Here is a 14,930-nt window from a genome sequence, read left to right on the forward strand (position 1 = left end):
CGACGGCTATTCATACGCCTCCCCGCGCCATTGCGCGTTCGGGTGTTCGCTCAGCACACGCTGCTGCGCTTTGGAGAAATCCATGTAGCTGACAATCACCCCGAGCGCCACGCAGGCGAGCGCGCCCATCACCATGAGGAGGCGCTGCAGCCACATCAGTGCGAGGCGGCCTGAGCGGGTCATGCGACCACCTCCTGCGAAGGACGGGCAGGCAACGTCCGCCCCGTCAGCAGGCGGTTTTCCCAACGCAGCTCAATGACCTGCGTGAGCAGAATCGCCAGCAACGTGACGCCACCTTGGGCCACGGTGTAGAACAGCGCACGCAAGGGGTTATGGGGCACCATCATGAACAAAATCCAGGCAACCATCAGCGCGAGCAAAGCGAGTTTGCCCCACAGGCTGGGGAGAACGGCGGCCAGTGCATTCACCCCGAAAAAAATATAAATGAACGTGTAATGCGCGATACCGATGCCCACGCCACGCGTGGTAAAGCCGCCATTGAAGGCTTTATAGGCATCGACCACAGCGTCGTTCAGGAACGTGTACGCAACGCATCCTGCGACGTGGAAAGCCAGGCACATGGCAACGCGGACGTAGGTGTTCATTCCGGTTTCATGTTCCCAGAAAAAAACAGCGACAGTCTCCCCGCCGAACGACCCGCCACCGACGCCAAGGTCACACCCCTGAACTCATCATGTAATAGACCCCGATGGCAAACATCAGCGGAATAGCCATCACACACAGGAAATTCAGCACTTGATGAATCCTGTTGTTGCGAAACTTCGGAAACAGCCCCAGTAAACCAACAACAAAACAAACAAGGGCGAGATCGCCAAAATAGTTATCATCGATTAAATCAAGGAAATACCTTTCCATCTCTTTACTCCTTATTGAACTCGAGAAAATTCCAACGATAAAGTTCAAAGATGGAAAGATAATTTTCCTTCACGGCTCCCGTACCTGGATTATGGTAGGTCCAGGATTCCCCAGTCTTTTCAAAGTACCCTTTTTGAACGGGAACACCTGCATACAGGATGCTCTGAGGGTCAGCCATATTCATCCCGAGGGCGGTCACAATCCAGGTGAATGGTCGAACGATGGGCAAATCGGCGTTGCCCTGACGGATATCAATCCTGTCATCAGCCACTTCAAGGGCTAGCTGAATGTGGTGAGCGATACCCTTATCTTTGTCTTTTGCCTGAGCCAGGATATCGCCTGACATCAGCTCTGTCGGAGACGCGACTACAACGGTGTTGACATCGACTTTCTGCATGTCGCGAGCGCCATAGGTCTTCATCACCATCTCAGCGAAACCATACTGATCGGAGGTGTAATCGGAATGCTGACCTGGATTGTAATTCTCCATATTCCGGTATGTTCTGACACCCGTTGTCAATTTAACGGGAAGTCCGTACTTCTGCGCAAACTCCGACAACACCCTGATCGCAAAGTCTTCACAGGTGAATTCATTATTTTTCGTCTCTCCGGCCGAGTTCTTATATTGGGAACTCATTAGCCGTTCAACGATTGCAGGTACTTCTTTATGGTAGTTGGCGATGTATGTTTCATCCCAATGCTCAGTGGTTGCCCAAAAAACCTTGAGAACAACTTCCTTGCCTGCCTGTTCGGCTTTCGGAGTGAGCGCCACCGACCTCATGGTCAACATCGAAAGTACTTCAGCACTCACTTTTCGAGCTCCTTGACTGCCGGGTGAAAATCAAAACTTTCACCTTCTTTACCACCGACCAGTTGGCTTCTACCCATTGCATCGGTTCTACCCGTAATGACTTCGCCTTTGGCGTTTCGGATGCAGTAAGGGATGCCTTGCAACGGATTGCCGTCCTGATCTTTCATCACTACATGTTGTGTGTGAGAGAACAGCATCAGAGGCAACGGCGGAACAAACGGCGCGGGCGAATGTGAATTCCCGATAATCACCGTCGAAGACCCATCCGTAACCTTGTTGCCGTGGGAGCCCACGGAATCAACAGTGACAGCAGACTTGCCGTTGATTTTCACCGTCGTGGCCAAGCCGCCGATCATCGCACCACCACACGCGGAGGCATCGCCTTCGCGGGCGGCCGCGAGGCCGTCGAAGAACACGTCGCCGGAACCGGCGGCGATCGGGTTGGTGCCGTGGCCGGGGAGCGGGCAAGCGGTGGGGTCGGATACGCGTGCTGCAGGTTTGCCAGACATCGGGGTTCTCCTTAGGTGACCTTCACTTGACCGCTGCCATCCAGGCGCGCGGCGAAACTGACCTGACGCTTGAAGCCCTCGACTTCCAGCAGGCCTTCGATGCTGAAGGCCAGGCGGAGCTGGTCGTGGTCTCGCGGCAGGGAAATGACACGCACGTTGCTCAGACGCGGCTCGTAGGCTTCGATGAAGCTTTCGATGGCCAGGCGGGCCTGACTCAGGGAGTCGTGCAGGCTCAGGCGCATGTCATTGAGATCGGGCAACCCGTAGTCGGACAGCGTTTGCACGCTGCCGGCCCGGGTGCTGAGCATTTTGGCCAGATGGGCAGCCACCGACGCCATGGCAGAAGCCTCGAGGCTCTTGCCCTTGCGTAGTTCCGCGTCGCCGTTGAGGCGTTCGAAAAGGCTGCCGTATCCGTCCATGAGTCGCTCTTACTCTTTGTCCAGCTTGCCAACCAGCGACAGGGTGAAATCGGCACCCATGTACTTGAAGTGCGGGCGCACGTTCAGGCTGACGCGGTACCAGCCCGGCTCGCCTTCAACGTCGCTGACGATCACTTGCGCAGCGCGCAGCGGACGACGGCCACGTACTTCGGCGCTCGGGTTTTCCTGGTCGGCCACGTACTGGCGGATCCACTTGTTCAGTTCCAGCTCGAGGTCGGTACGCTCTTTCCACGAACCGAGTTGCTCGCGCTGCAGCACTTTCAGGTAGTGAGCCAGGCGGTTGACGATCATCATGTACGGCAGTTGGGTGCCGAGCTTGTAGTTCAGCTCTGCTGCCTTGCCTTCTGCGCTGATGCCGAAGAACTTCGGCTTCTGCACCGAGCTGGCGGAGAAGAACGCCGCGTTGTCGGAGCCTTTACGCATGGTCAGGGAGATGAAGCCTTCCTCGGCCAGTTCGTATTCACGACGGTCGGAAACCAGAACCTCGGTAGGAATCTTGGTTTCGATTTCGCCCATGCTTTCGAAGTGGTGCAGAGGCAGGTCTTCAACGGCGCCGCCGCTCTGTGGGCCGATGATGTTCGGGCACCAGCGGAATTTGGCGAAGCTGTCGGTCAGCTTGGTGCCGAACGCGTAAGCGGTGTTACCCCACAGGTAGTGCTCGTGGCTGTTGGCAACGTTTTCCTTGTACACGAACGATTTGACCGGGTTCTCTTCCGGATCGTACGGGTTACGCAGCAGGAAACGCGGAACAGTCAGGCCAACGTAGCGGGAGTCTTCCGAGGTACGGAAGCTCTGCCATTTGGTGAATTGCGGGCCTTCGAAGTGATCTTTCAGATCCTTCAGGTCCGGCAGACCGGTGAAGCTTTCCAGGCCGAAGAATTTCGGGCCGGCAGCGGCGATGAACGGCGCGTGGGACATGCAGGATACGCTGGCCACGTACTGCATCAGTTTCACGTCCGGCGAGCTTGGGGACAGGTAGTAGTTGGCGATGATCGCGCCAACCGGCTGACCACCGAACTGGCCGTATTCAGCGGTGTAGATGTGCTTGTACAGGCCCGACTGCATCACTTCCGGCGAATCTTCGAAGTCGTCCAGCAGGTCGTCCTTGGAGACGTTGAGGATTTCGATCTTGATGTTTTCGCGGAAGTTGGTGCGGTCGACCAGCAGTTGCAGGCCACGCCACGACGATTCCAGCGCCTGGAAGTCCGGGTGGTGCAGGATTTCGTCCATCTGACGGCTGAGCTTGGCATCGATCTCGGCGATCATGCGGTCAACCATGGCTTTTTTGACCGGCTCACCGTTGTTCTGCGGCTTGAGCAGCTCTTCGATGAACGCCGACACACCGCGCTTGGCGATGTCGTAGGCTTCGTCGTCCGGCGTCAGGCGGGTTTCGGCGATGATGCTGTCGAGGATGCTGTACTCGCCGTTTTCGGCGGCGTTCTGTTGTGCTGCGCTAGTGCTCATTGTGTTGGCTTCCTTGGCTGCTGGAGTCTCAAGCGTCCGGGGCTGCGGCGTTCAGGCCCAGCTCACCGAGTACGCGACCGCGGGATTCATCGTCGGCGAGCACGCCTTCGATGGCTTTACGGAACGCAGGCGCGTTACCCAGCGGGCCTTTGAGGGCCACCAGCGCGTCGCGCAGTTCCATCAGTTTTTTCAGCTCAGGCACTTGCTCGACCAGGCTGGCCGGGTTGAAGTCCTTCATGGAGTTGACGCGCAGTTGCACAGCCAGCTCGTCGGCCTCGCCATCTTCCTGCAGACGGTTCGGCACGCTCAGCGTCAGACCCAGCTCTTGCTTGGCCAGCACTTCGTCGAAGGTCATCTTGTCGATGCTGATCGGCTTGCGATCCTCGATCTTGCGATCGTCCTTGCGGTGGGTGTAGTCACCGATTGCCAGCAGCTTCAGCGGCAGTTCAATCTCTTCCTGAGCACCGCCGGTGGCGGGTTTGAAGGTGACGTTGATGCGTTCCTTGGGGGCTACCGAGCCTTCTTTGGCCATGGCTTTTCTCCTTGCGGTTGTGGCCCTGGGGCCTATTCGAGTACCACTTCGAGATCGAGGTGGCACAGCCTGCGATAAATCTCTTCCTTGCGTTCACGTACGGCATGGTTCTGCGGTAACAACTCGCAGCAACTGTGCAGCAGGTGCAGCACTTCCAATGCAAGATCGGGCTCCCAGGCGTGCAGGCCTGAGTCCTGTAATGTCTGATCGAGGGTTTCGAGCTGGTTCTTGGCGAGTTCGTATTTCTTGGCCAGGAAGCACAACCGCGCGAGTGCGAACTGCCAGAAGAAGCGCTCGCGGCCGCCGTGAGCCGATTGCAGACCCTGTTTGAGGATCTGCACGGCAGGCTTGAGACCTTCCTTGCGCAGGATCGGCTGGACTTCTTCCAGCGCCTTTTCCCAGGCCGGCTGGGTCTCGACGTTCTCGTTTTCGACCTTGCGCGGCGCGCTGGCGCTTTGCAGGTGCGGCATGACGTTGCCGGCGATCCACGCCCGGGTGGACGGATCGGCGAACGGCGCGCCGTCATGGAAACGCAACTCGATGATGCCGGGCAGGCGCTGAATCAAAAGCGCGAAGTGGATTTCCACTTCGCGCATGGCCAGCTCGGCATTGAGATTCTGGAGGCATTCCCAGACCATCCTCTGGCCATCGAACCAGAACGGCGCCTTTGCCAGGCTCGCCTCCAGTTCCACCAGCAGGTCGGCGTATTTGCCCTGGTCGAAACGGTCCTGATACTGCTTGAGCTTGTCGACCGGTAACCCGCGCAGCACGGTGATCTGCTCGGCATTGCGCTCGGGCACCGCGTCGATCGTCATCCACAGCAAGGTGCGGTTGAGGCGCAGGGCGCGCAGGTCAGTGGCCTTCTGCTTGAGCCACCAGGCGCACAACGGACGGGCGCTTTCCTGCTGGGCGCGCAGGGCCTTGTGAGCTTCTTTCTCGTTGTCGATCGGCGCGCCGGGCGCGAGCAACTGGCTGGCAGCCTGCTTGACCTGCGCCACCGCCGCGCCCACAACGCCGGGTGCCGGCTGGTTGTCGGCGGCGCGCTGGATCATGGTTTTCAGGCGACGGGAGAGCGGCAGCAGCAGCGGTGCATCATCGCCCAGATGCTCGGTACAGGCCGCGTCGAGACCGGACAGGTGCTCTGACAACTGCCGGAACATCGGCAGCTGTTCCTTGATCGCGATGTTCTCGGTGATCACCTGCTCCAGACGCGGCACCAGCCAGCCGATGGCGGCGGCCCGGGTGCGAGGTTTGAGCGGGTGAACTTCAGCCCAGTTATTTTCCGACAAGTGGTGCAACAAACCGAGGCCGGCAAGCAGCCCGGGGAAGGATTCACGCTGGTACAGCGACCAGGTCAGCCAGGCGCCGACACGCAAATCCTTGGATTGGGTACGCAGCAGGTTTTCGCTGTTTTCGCGGATTTTCAGCCAGTCGATCTGCCCGCTTTCGTGCATCGACGAGGCTTTGGCCAGCTCGCTTTCCAGCGCCTCGAATTCGCTCGAGAAACGAACGTCTTCGCCCGCGAAATTCTCTTTGGAAACAGAGACTTTAGCGAGTTCAAGGTAATGGGCGGAAAGTTTGCTTGAGTAGGACATCCATGGCCTTTATTTGGATTACAGTCGTGCGCCCATTGGAGTTGCAGCGGCGCGGGGACAGTATCGAAGAGCAGTGAGAAGACTCATCCAATTGAGTGTGTGCTCTTTCAAGTGCGCGCATCGTAATCACAATGATGGCCACTAGCAAGCATCTGATTAAACAACAAGACGAACTGTTCATTGGGGTGTGTAGGAGATCGCCCTATATGTGACAGGGGATTCCCTGATATCGCTTTATATTTCACATTTTCGGCCAAAAATCCCCAAAGCATTGATCTAGAGCGCCCTGTGAAAACCATCGACATTGCTAGCACGCCCGTTCCATAAATACGGATGAAAGCATGACAAACCCGGAAAAAAATTGAAGTAGGACGCTTCCTAAAATGCACCCTCATCTATTAACAAATGACTGACGACAACTGCGGACAATAAAAGTGCCATCAAATTGATGGCAATTCATATGTTGAATATTGTTGGATTACCTGCATAGACAGGATTATCGCGCGGTTTCTTTTATCGCTGTGAATCACTTGCCCACAGGCATTTCCTACAACCATGAGGTTGTTTTACAACACGGAATGCTCCGACTTAAACCAGGGACTCTTCTTACATAAATTTGTTTCATGCCTTGTTAGCGTGCCGGGCAATGTTCGCGTGCGCTGACCAGGGAGGGTTTCGACATCACGCCAGAATTCCCTCTCTGCTTAAGGACAAGCGTATGTCTGGAGCTGTCAGTTCTGCGTGCTTTACATTGCAGATCCCCGCCGTTCGCAACGACTTCAAGGTGTTGGCTTTCGAAGGCTCAGAGGCCGTCAGCACGCTTTATGCCATCAAGGTTGAACTCGTCAGCGAGGTCCCTGACTTCGACGTGGAAAGTTTGCTGGGGCAGCCGGCGTTCCTGCGATTAGGGCTGGATGGCGAAGGCATTCACGGGCGCATCGAGGAAGTGCAGGCCGGCGAGTCGGAAAAGCGCCTGTCGCACTATGGCCTGACACTGGTTCCGGACCTTCACTATTTGCAGTTCAGTCAGGATCAACGGATTTTCCAGAACCAGACTGTCCCGCAGATCATCACGCAAGTGCTCAAACGGCACGGCATGCTCGCCGATGCGTTTATTTTTCATGTCCAGACGCTGCCACCACGCGCGTATTGCACCCAGTACGGTGAAACCGATTTCGAGTTCATCCAGCGGTTGTGCGCCGAAGACGGCATAGCATGGCATCACCAACACTCGGCCGAGGGGCATCTGCTGGTGTTCACCGATGACACGGTGTTCCTGCCGACTCTGCGTGCGACTCCCTATCGGCAAGACTGTGGGATGGTGGCCGAGCACCCCGTGGTCAGCCGGTTTTCATTGCACGCCCGATCGCGCTCAAGTCATGTCACACGCCGCGATTACGACCTGAAACGCCCGCATCTCTTGCTGGAAAGCCGCTTCAGCGCCGGGTTCACACCGCGGCTCGAAGACTATCGCTACCCGTTGCCAATAGAGAACGAAAAGCGCGGCAAACAACTTGCCCGTCAGGCCCTGGAACGCCATCGCGCCGATTATGAAACGGCCGAAGGCCAGAGCAACCAGCCGACCCTGCGCTGTGGCCACCTGTTTGAACTGACCGAACACACCCGCAAGCAATGCAACAGCCTTTGGCAGCTGCTTGGCGTCACACACACCGGGAGACAACCTCAAGTGCTGGAGGAACACGCCACACACGAAACCTCCTCTGCAGACGGCTTTACTCAGGGTTACCGCAACAGCTTCCGCGCCATTCCTGCCGAAGTGGTATTCCGCCCTCCCTTGCCTGCGCGCCGGCCACCGTTGGTGAGCCAGACCGCGCGGGTGACCGGGCCAAAAGGTGAAGAGATTTACTGCGATGAATTCGGTCGCGTAAAGATCGAATTCCCTTGGGACCGAGCCGGGCTCAACAGCGAACGAAGCAGTTGCTGGGTAAGAGTGTCGTCGAGCTGGGCCGGAAACGGCTTCGGTGCCGTCACCCTCCCCCGTGTCGGGATGGAAGTGGTGGTGACCTTTCTGGAGGGCAACCCCGACCAGCCGCTGATCACCGGTTGCGTGGTCAACAAACTCACGCCTGCGCCTTACAAGCTGCCCGAACACAAGACCCGAACCGTGCTGCGCAGTCGCAGCTCACCCGACACCGGCGGCTACAACGAACTGACCCTTGAAGACCGTGCCGGGCGGGAACTGGTTTATCTGCGTGCCCAGCGCGATATGGAGCGGCAGATTCTCCATGACAGTCGGCTGGAGGTTGGGCGGGATCGATGGGAAACCATCCAGGGCAGCAGCCAGACATCTGCCGGAAAGGTCATTGCCGTCGAGGCGGGACAGCAAGTGCAGATCAAGGCCGGTGCCAGCATGGTGCTGGATGCGGGCGCCAGCATCACGCTGAAGGCAGGCGGTCATCACATCGTGATCGACGAGGGCGGGATCTTCAGCAGTACCGAGATTGTGACGGGTGGAAAGTTATCCGCAGGTGAAGCAACTGAACTTCCAGCGGCCGAAATGGCGACGGCCCTGGCCGCTGGACAGGCGGCTGCCTCTACTCAAGCTCCGGAGAACAGCGAACTCGAAGAAGAGGAAGAAGAAGTCGAGTTGGAGGATGAAAAACCTGCCGGGATTACGTTGCGGATTGGCGTGTTTTTCGATGGGACGGGGAACAACAAGGCCAACAGCGAAACGGTCGCGGCTTGCTATGCGCCAGATGCCAATCTGGCTGAGGCAGCCGAAGAGATTCAGAAGCACTGCGCCACTTATGGCTATGACGGAAATGGCAACTCGCCGGATAACAGTTATGGAAATGATGTGAGCAACATTGTGCGGTTGCATGAGCTGTATACAGACCACGCCTTCGAGGTATTAGCGGAGAACAAGAAACAGGCCTCCTTGCGCGTATACATCGAAGGCATTGGTACGACAGCTGACGGAGGCGATTCACTTTACGCACAGGCAACAGGCCGAGGCGAAACGGGGGTCCTGGCTCGCGTGGAGCAGAGCCCTGAAAAAATCATGGAGCAAATTCGATCACTGATTGATAGCAACCCCAACGCACTGATAGAACGAATCGAGTTCGATATTTTCGGCTTCAGTCGAGGCGCCGCCGCTGCACGGCACTTCGCAAACGAGGTGCTCAAAGGCAAGCGCAGCATTCTCGCAAAGGCGCTGCCAGCGGGCTCTCCGTCTTTAGCCAGTAGCTTTGACTGGAATTCACAATCCAGTATCGGCATCAATTTCATTGGTCTGTTTGATACTGTCGCGGCAATCGCCAATCCATGGTTGCTCGACTTCACAGGCGCCAACAGCAGAAATCCCGGGCTGGACTTGAAGCTGCCGGAGGGTTGCGCCAGCAAAGTGGTGCACCTGGTGGCGCGTGATGAATATCGCGAAAACTTTGCACTTAACAGCCTGGGTGAGATTGATCTGGTTTTACCCGGCGCCCACTCGGATCTGGGAGGTGGTTATCTGCCCAGAGCCAGGGAGAAACTTCTGTTGAGCAGCCCGGTCACCAGCACCATCAGCCAAAGCAATGAAGCGACCCGTAGCGCAGCCTATGTCGCTGCCGAAAAGGAGGCGTTTGCCTGGTATACGAAAGGCGTCATCGAAGATGACGCCCCAGGCAATCAACTGCGGATTGCACTCTGGGAGCACCCTGTCATTCAGCCACTGGAGAGAGGCAGATCCACACCGGATCCCCAGAAGCGGGTTTATGCAGCGGCCATGATTGAACGCCCGGTACATGGTGAGTTGTCGCTGGTGTATCTACGCATCATGCGTGAGCTGGGGGTCAGACATGGTGTGCCATTTGAAGCGATTGACAAAAACGATTCAAAACTTTCGCTGCCTGAGGAACTGATCCCGATCCACACCAAGCTTGAGGCTTATGCGCTTGGAAATTCATCCGTTGAGGGACTGACCATCAAAGAACGGGCTTTGTTACGCAGTCGCTATATCCACCTATCTGCGCACTGGAACGCAGCCAAAGATTTCAACAACAGCGACATGAGCATTGTTTTCATAAACCGCCCGACAAAAAACAAACAACGAGTGGTGCACCCCCATGAATAATTTCATTCGGTCCATCAAAAAAAACACGGGTTTCGTCTTCGGATTGCTGTTGGTGCTTTGCAGTCAAAGCCACGCACAGCCGATCACCAAACGGCCCTGGTATCTTGGCTTTGGAGCACCCGCCTACATGGAGGTCTGGATTGAAACAGCGGACGTGGTGGATATCCGTGAACGCGTGTTCAAACGTGCCGGAGCCGGGATTGCCTCGGTGAACACCCCCGCCGAAAACAAGGGAAAGCCCGCAGGCTGGCCTGAAAGCCCCGGTAGTGGCGGCGGACGTGACGTCACCGGTGCCGATCTTCCCCGCTTGATCTATGTGCGATGGCAATCATTGGCAGAGCCTCAAACTTATGAGGCCTACATTGTGATTCCCGAATTTGCGCGGGAAATCATGCACAAACCGGAAAAGGCGTACTGCAGACTGGATGGCAAATGGATCACGGATTACCGCGACCGCGTAACTATTGGCTTGGCGCCCGGGGGAATTGCCAAGGTGTGGCTGAGGGGGCCGTGCTTGAAGCCAGTCGAAATTACCCGAGTCGAAGGAACTATCAATCCCAAAGGTCCCTATGACGGTAAATCCCGAGGTAAACATCGACCTCTCAAAGACGCATCCAAAACCTACATCGAAAAATACGGCATCCCCTTCGGAAGCTGGTAAGGAGCAATAACTCATGGAATTGAAACCACTGTTTCTCACGGCACTGCTGTTGCTGCCTGCTACTGAGGCGTCCGCGGATGCCCCGCCGCTGGATGGTCATTATTTTCTGCACGGTGCCATGGAGATGGGCGCGGAACTGCTGCTGCGCAAGGACGGAACCTTTGACGCAGGCGTGGCGTATGGCAGCGCTGACGGCTTTGCCAAAGGCACATGGCATGTAGAAAACAGCACGTTGACACTGAAAAGCGAAACCAAAGCCTCTTCCAGCAACGATTTATCCGCTTTGTTTGAGGATCTGCAACTCGCCATCGAACCCAATTGCCTGGCAGTGGATTTCGGCAACGGCAAAGCTTGTTTTCGGAAATAACCCAGCCACAAAAAATGGGCACCCGACCGCAATCGGTGTGCCCATTTTTTTCATTACGGTTCTCCCCGTTACTCAGGGAGTTCGCCGCAATTACGGATTGACGCTGTCTTTCAACGACTTGCCTGGCTTGAACGCAACAGTGTTGCTGGCCTTGATCTTCACCGGCTCACCGGTTTGCGGGTTTTTGCCGGTGCGGGCACCGCGATGGCGTTGCAGGAAGGTGCCGAAGCCCACCAGCGTGACGCTGTCCTTACGGTGCAGGGCGCCGGTGATTTCTTCGAGAACAGCGTTGAGAACGCGGTTGGCCTGCTCTTTGGTCAGATCCGCTTTTTCAGCGATTGCAGCGGCGAGTTCTGGTTTACGCATTAGTGAAGCCCCTTTGAGTCGGTTTTTTGTTGTTATGTCCGTGCTGCTCTCGTTGGAACAGCGCCCAAGGCGCCGCAGGCTCTACTCTGCGGCAGACGGGAGTGAGGATGGCACGCGGTTAAGGGCGGCGCCAGTCTCCCCGCGACCTTTGTGGGGGCAAAAGCGGGGTGATTCCGACAGAACGACCAGTATTTACGCCAGCAGGGCCGGAAGCTGTTTGTTCAGCGCAAGTTTTTCCATCACCGCCGCGCCCGTCAGGGCATAACCGAGCAGTTGCCCTTGCGCGTCGTGACACAGCGCCTTGACGTCGCCGCCCTGCCCTTCGACGGTCCAGACACCTTCGCGGCCCCGTGGCGGCGGCGAAACCACCAGCGGGCAGACCGGGGTTTTCACGGTGATCGGCATCGGTCCGTAGTTCACCACGGTCGGGTTGCCGGCCAGGGTCTGTGCCAGCGCTCGCGCACAACTCATGAGGGGCATTACGTACAGAAGATTCAGCCCGTCGACCTCGGCGCAGTCACCCAGGGCATAAATGTTGGCGTGGGAAGTTTGCAGATGACGGTCGACCATCACGCCGCGATTGGTCTGGATACCGGCAGCCGCCGCCAGATCGATTCGCGGGCGCAGACCGATGGCCGAGACCACCACATCGCAAGGGACAACCTGGCCGTCGGACAGGTGGGCTTCCAGCCCATCAGCGACTTTTTGCAGTCGGGTCAGCACCGGGCCGAGATGGAAACGCGCACCGAGGCTTTCCAGCCCGGCCTGCACCGCTGCCGCAGCGGCCGGGTGCAACAGGGTCGGCATAACCTGTTCGCACGGTGCAACCAGTTGCACCTCGTAGCCGCCGAGAATCAGGTCGTTGGCAAACTCGCAGCCGATCAGACCGGCACCGAGCAGCAAAACTCGACGCTTGCCGGCCGCTGCGGCGCGAAAACGGGCGTAGTCTTCGAGATCGTTGATCGGGAACACCAGATCCCCGCCATCGCCTTCGATCGGCACACGCACGGTTTCCGCGCCCCAGGCGAGGATCAGGTCGCGATAGTTCACCGCTTCCTCACCGATCCACAGACGCTTGTGGCCCGCGTCGATACCGCTGATGCGGGTGTGAGTGCGGATCTCGGCCTTCAACTGCTCGGCCATGGCCCCAGGTTCGGCCATGCTCAGGCCATCGGCGTCCTTGTTCTTGCCGAAGCCGGTGGAGAGCATCGGCTTGGAGTAGGAACGACCGTCATCGGCGGTAATCAACAGCAGCGGGGTTTCGCCATCGAGTTTGCGAAACTCGCGGGCCAGGTTGTAACCCGCAAGCCCGGTGCCAACGATTACGACAGGTGCGCTCATGCCTTACTCCTTGTGGGTTCTCAGTTGATTTCGATCATTTCGAAGTCCATCTTGCCGACGCCGCAGTCCGGGCACAGCCAGTCTTCCGGCACGTCCTGCCACAGGGTGCCCGGCGCGATGCCGTCGTCCGGCCAGCCGTCGGCTTCGTTATAGATCAGGCCGCAGACCACACATTGCCACTTCTTCATTCAGGTACTTCCTCAGGATTCAGGCTTTAGCCGGCACGGACGGTCGATGGTGCAGCGCTGCCGTCCGGCTCAGGGCGTTTTGTACTGATCGTACCGGCCAGATGCAAGCCTGTTCGGCGCAATGGCGGCCCGGATCAATCAAACTCGCGGTTCGCCATGGTAAGCTCGCCGCCTCATTTGCTGCCAATACTGACTCATTGTGCAACTCAAAAATGCCCCGCTGTGGTGCCCGCAAAGCCACCTGACACCCCTCCCAGACACGTCCACGCTCGACTGGTTGTTCGACGAAGGCTCCCTGACCCGCCGCCTGACCTGTCTGTCCGATGACGGCTTCAGTGTCACACCTCTGTTCGAAGGCTGGCAGACCCTGCGCGACGACGAATGCGCGGCGCTGGACCTGGCCGAAGGCAGCGAAGGCTGGGTGCGCGAAGTGTATTTGCGCGGTCATGGCGAAGCCTGGGTGTTTGCCCGCAGCGTGGCGTCGCGCAGCGCCTTGCAGGGCGACGGGTTGCATATGGATGAGCTGGGCAGCCGCTCGCTGGGCGAACTGCTGTTCTGCGATCACGCGTTCCAACGGCGCGCCATCGAAGTCTGCCATTACCCGGAACACTGGCTGCCCGAGGATTCCCGGGCCACCGGTCTGTGGGGTCGCCGTTCGCGTTTCGACCGTGGTGCATTGAGCGTACTGGTGGCGGAGATTTTCCTGCCTACGCTGTGGGAAGCCGTCCGCGCCCGCCCGGAGAACTGCTGATGTACCAAAGTCTGCTCAAATCCCTGAATCGCCTGAACCCACGCGCCTGGGACTTCATCCAGCTGACCCGGATGGACAAGCCGATCGGCATTTATCTGCTGTTGTGGCCAACACTCTGGGCCCTGTGGATTGCCGGCAAAGGCTCGCCATCACTGGCCAACGTCGTGATTTTCGTCCTCGGCGTGGTGCTGACCCGCGCCGGCGGCTGCGTGATCAACGATTGGGCCGACCGCAAGGTCGACGGTCACGTCAAACGCACCGCCCAGCGACCTATTGCTGCCGGCAAGATCAGCTCGAAAGAGGCGCTGGTGTTCTTCGCGCTGCTGATGGGCGTGAGTTTCCTGCTGGTGCTGTGCACCAATGCCGCGACGATCTGGCTGTCGCTGGGTGGCCTGGCGCTGGCGTTCACTTATCCGTTCATGAAGCGCTACACCTATTACCCGCAGGTGGTGCTGGGCGCGGCGTTTTCCTGGGGCATGCCGATGGCGTTCACCGCCGAAACCGGTGAGTTGCCGGCGACGGCCTGGCTACTGTGGATCGCCAACCTGCTGTGGACCGTGGGTTACGACACTTATTACGCGATGACCGACCGCGACGATGACCTGAAGATCGGCGTGAAATCCACGGCGATCCTGTTCGGCGAGGCGGACCGGGTGATCATCCTGACCTTGCAGGTTCTGTCGCTGGGCTGTCTGTTGCTGGCTGGGTCGAAATTCGAGTTGGGCATGTGGTTCCACCTCGGCCTGCTGGTAGCGGCCGGGTGTTATGCCTGGGAGTTCTGGTACACCCGTGACCGGGACCGGATGCGCTGCTTCAAGGCGTTCCTGCACAACCACTGGGCCGGGCTGGCGATTTTCGTCGGGATCGTGCTGGATTACGCGTTGCGCTGACCTCAAAGCATCGCGGCCCGAGGCAATGCCTGCGGGCCGCGATCCAGTTTCACTGCCGATG

At 58.1% G+C, this 14,930-nt stretch carries 17 protein-coding genes; 5 read left to right on the top strand and 12 right to left on the bottom strand.

Translation table 11 applies throughout. The features are described from left to right. Positions 1 to 6: 6 nt before the first annotated feature. The 9 genes from ACW9HX_RS06570 to tssA all read right to left on the bottom strand — a co-directional run bounded on the left by ACW9HX_RS06570 (position 7) and on the right by tssA (position 6,227). On the bottom strand, positions 7 to 183 hold the full coding sequence (locus ACW9HX_RS06570; protein ID WP_457379949.1) for a hypothetical protein: 177 nt from the start codon (positions 181 to 183) through the stop codon (positions 7 to 9). Then, positions 180 to 605 (bottom strand): hypothetical protein, encoded by a 426-nt coding sequence (locus ACW9HX_RS06575; protein WP_102620675.1) that lies wholly within the window; start codon positions 603 to 605, stop codon positions 180 to 182. Before ACW9HX_RS06575 ends, ACW9HX_RS06570 begins: the two co-directional genes overlap by 4 nt. Before the next feature lie 70 nt (positions 606 to 675). Then, complete coding sequence (locus tag ACW9HX_RS06580) at positions 676 to 876, bottom strand: hypothetical protein (RefSeq protein ID WP_096817204.1); 201 nt, start codon at positions 874 to 876, stop codon at positions 676 to 678. Between the two features lie 4 nt (positions 877 to 880). After that, positions 881 to 1,687 carry a hypothetical protein gene (locus tag ACW9HX_RS06585; protein WP_457379950.1) on the bottom strand — a complete coding sequence of 269 codons (807 nt, stop codon included), beginning with the start codon at positions 1,685 to 1,687 and terminating at the stop codon, positions 881 to 883. Continuing rightward, positions 1,684 to 2,196, bottom strand: a complete 513-nt coding sequence (locus ACW9HX_RS06590; protein WP_457379951.1) for a PAAR domain-containing protein — start codon at positions 2,194 to 2,196, stop codon at positions 1,684 to 1,686. The genes ACW9HX_RS06585 and ACW9HX_RS06590 overlap by 4 nt, the downstream gene beginning before the upstream one ends. Positions 2,197 to 2,207: 11 nt before the next feature. Then, positions 2,208 to 2,615: a type VI secretion system baseplate subunit TssE gene (gene tssE, locus ACW9HX_RS06595; protein WP_102688426.1), complete on the bottom strand. Its 408-nt coding sequence runs from the start codon at positions 2,613 to 2,615 to the stop codon at positions 2,208 to 2,210. A 9-nt stretch (positions 2,616 to 2,624) separates the two neighbouring features. Then, on the bottom strand, positions 2,625 to 4,100 hold the full coding sequence (gene tssC / locus ACW9HX_RS06600) for a type VI secretion system contractile sheath large subunit (protein ID WP_085708829.1): 1,476 nt from the start codon (positions 4,098 to 4,100) through the stop codon (positions 2,625 to 2,627). A gap of 28 nt (positions 4,101 to 4,128) precedes the next feature. Beyond that, positions 4,129 to 4,632 carry a type VI secretion system contractile sheath small subunit gene (gene tssB, locus ACW9HX_RS06605; protein WP_003229587.1) on the bottom strand — a complete coding sequence of 168 codons (504 nt, stop codon included), beginning with the start codon at positions 4,630 to 4,632 and terminating at the stop codon, positions 4,129 to 4,131. 32 nt (positions 4,633 to 4,664) lie between these two features. Beyond that, the gene (gene tssA, locus ACW9HX_RS06610; RefSeq protein WP_457379952.1) at positions 4,665 to 6,227 is read right to left on the bottom strand and encodes a type VI secretion system protein TssA; all 1,563 of its coding nucleotides are present in this window, start codon (positions 6,225 to 6,227) and stop codon (positions 4,665 to 4,667) included. Positions 6,228 to 6,945: 718 nt separating this feature from the next. On the opposite strand from tssA, the gene tssI reads away from it, so the two are divergent. Genes tssI through ACW9HX_RS06625 form a run of 3 tightly spaced genes read left to right on the top strand, consistent with a single transcriptional unit; the run spans position 6,946 to position 11,333 of the window. Further along, positions 6,946 to 10,305: a type VI secretion system tip protein TssI/VgrG gene (tssI, locus tag ACW9HX_RS06615; RefSeq protein ID WP_457379953.1), complete on the top strand. Its 3,360-nt coding sequence runs from the start codon at positions 6,946 to 6,948 to the stop codon at positions 10,303 to 10,305. Further along, positions 10,298 to 10,966, top strand: a complete 669-nt coding sequence (locus ACW9HX_RS06620) for a DUF2931 family protein (protein ID WP_457379954.1) — start codon at positions 10,298 to 10,300, stop codon at positions 10,964 to 10,966. Before tssI ends, ACW9HX_RS06620 begins: the two co-directional genes overlap by 8 nt. A 13-nt stretch (positions 10,967 to 10,979) precedes the next feature. Next, a complete protein-coding gene (locus tag ACW9HX_RS06625; RefSeq protein WP_457379955.1) occupies positions 10,980 to 11,333 on the top strand; it encodes a hypothetical protein in 354 nt (117 codons plus the stop codon). Positions 11,334 to 11,423: 90 nt separating this feature from the next. On the opposite strand, the gene ACW9HX_RS06630 is transcribed toward ACW9HX_RS06625, so the two are convergent. The 3 genes from ACW9HX_RS06630 to ACW9HX_RS06640 all read right to left on the bottom strand — a co-directional run bounded on the left by ACW9HX_RS06630 (position 11,424) and on the right by ACW9HX_RS06640 (position 13,228). Then, entirely contained in the window at positions 11,424 to 11,699 is a 276-nt protein-coding gene (locus ACW9HX_RS06630) for an HU family DNA-binding protein (RefSeq protein ID WP_003213368.1), read from the bottom strand. 192 nt (positions 11,700 to 11,891) lie between these two features. Further along, entirely contained in the window at positions 11,892 to 13,040 is a 1,149-nt protein-coding gene (locus ACW9HX_RS06635) for an NAD(P)/FAD-dependent oxidoreductase (protein ID WP_457379956.1), read from the bottom strand. 20 nt (positions 13,041 to 13,060) lie between these two features. Next, positions 13,061 to 13,228, bottom strand: a complete 168-nt coding sequence (locus ACW9HX_RS06640; RefSeq protein ID WP_007954349.1) for a rubredoxin — start codon at positions 13,226 to 13,228, stop codon at positions 13,061 to 13,063. A 199-nt stretch (positions 13,229 to 13,427) separates the two neighbouring features. On the opposite strand from ACW9HX_RS06640, the gene ACW9HX_RS06645 reads away from it, so the two are divergent. Continuing rightward, positions 13,428 to 13,979, top strand: coding sequence for a chorismate--pyruvate lyase family protein (locus tag ACW9HX_RS06645; protein WP_457379957.1), 552 nt, complete (start codon positions 13,428 to 13,430; stop codon positions 13,977 to 13,979). Next, positions 13,979 to 14,869: a 4-hydroxybenzoate octaprenyltransferase gene (gene ubiA, locus ACW9HX_RS06650; RefSeq protein WP_457379958.1), complete on the top strand. Its 891-nt coding sequence runs from the start codon at positions 13,979 to 13,981 to the stop codon at positions 14,867 to 14,869. Before ACW9HX_RS06645 ends, ubiA begins: the two co-directional genes overlap by 1 nt. The last annotated feature ends 61 nt before the right edge of the window (positions 14,870 to 14,930 follow it).

Source organism: Pseudomonas sp. SDO52101_S400, from assembly GCF_054071635.1.

Excerpts from the sequence above, each read along its gene's own strand:
- ACW9HX_RS06630 (WP_003213368.1), bottom strand. The coding sequence starts at position 11,699 with ATGCGTAAACCAGAACTCGCCGCTGCAATCGCTGAAAAAGCGGATCTG.
- ACW9HX_RS06635 (WP_457379956.1), bottom strand. The coding sequence starts at position 13,040 with ATGAGCGCACCTGTCGTAATCGTTGGCACCGGGCTTGCGGGTTACAAC.
- ACW9HX_RS06590 (WP_457379951.1), bottom strand. The coding sequence starts at position 2,196 with ATGTCTGGCAAACCTGCAGCACGCGTATCCGACCCCACCGCTTGCCCG.
- ACW9HX_RS06575 (WP_102620675.1), bottom strand. The coding sequence starts at position 605 with ATGAACACCTACGTCCGCGTTGCCATGTGCCTGGCTTTCCACGTCGCA.
- tssE (WP_102688426.1), bottom strand. The coding sequence starts at position 2,615 with ATGGACGGATACGGCAGCCTTTTCGAACGCCTCAACGGCGACGCGGAA.
- tssC (WP_085708829.1), bottom strand. The coding sequence starts at position 4,100 with ATGAGCACTAGCGCAGCACAACAGAACGCCGCCGAAAACGGCGAGTAC.
- ACW9HX_RS06580 (WP_096817204.1), bottom strand. The coding sequence starts at position 876 with ATGGAAAGGTATTTCCTTGATTTAATCGATGATAACTATTTTGGCGAT.
- tssA (WP_457379952.1), bottom strand. The coding sequence starts at position 6,227 with ATGTCCTACTCAAGCAAACTTTCCGCCCATTACCTTGAACTCGCTAAA.
- ACW9HX_RS06570 (WP_457379949.1), bottom strand. The coding sequence starts at position 183 with ATGACCCGCTCAGGCCGCCTCGCACTGATGTGGCTGCAGCGCCTCCTC.
- ACW9HX_RS06640 (WP_007954349.1), bottom strand. The coding sequence starts at position 13,228 with ATGAAGAAGTGGCAATGTGTGGTCTGCGGCCTGATCTATAACGAAGCC.
- tssB (WP_003229587.1), bottom strand. The coding sequence starts at position 4,632 with ATGGCCAAAGAAGGCTCGGTAGCCCCCAAGGAACGCATCAACGTCACC.
- ubiA (WP_457379958.1), top strand. The coding sequence starts at position 13,979 with ATGTACCAAAGTCTGCTCAAATCCCTGAATCGCCTGAACCCACGCGCC.
- ACW9HX_RS06620 (WP_457379954.1), top strand. The coding sequence starts at position 10,298 with ATGAATAATTTCATTCGGTCCATCAAAAAAAACACGGGTTTCGTCTTC.
- tssI (WP_457379953.1), top strand. The coding sequence starts at position 6,946 with ATGTCTGGAGCTGTCAGTTCTGCGTGCTTTACATTGCAGATCCCCGCC.
- ACW9HX_RS06625 (WP_457379955.1), top strand. The coding sequence starts at position 10,980 with ATGGAATTGAAACCACTGTTTCTCACGGCACTGCTGTTGCTGCCTGCT.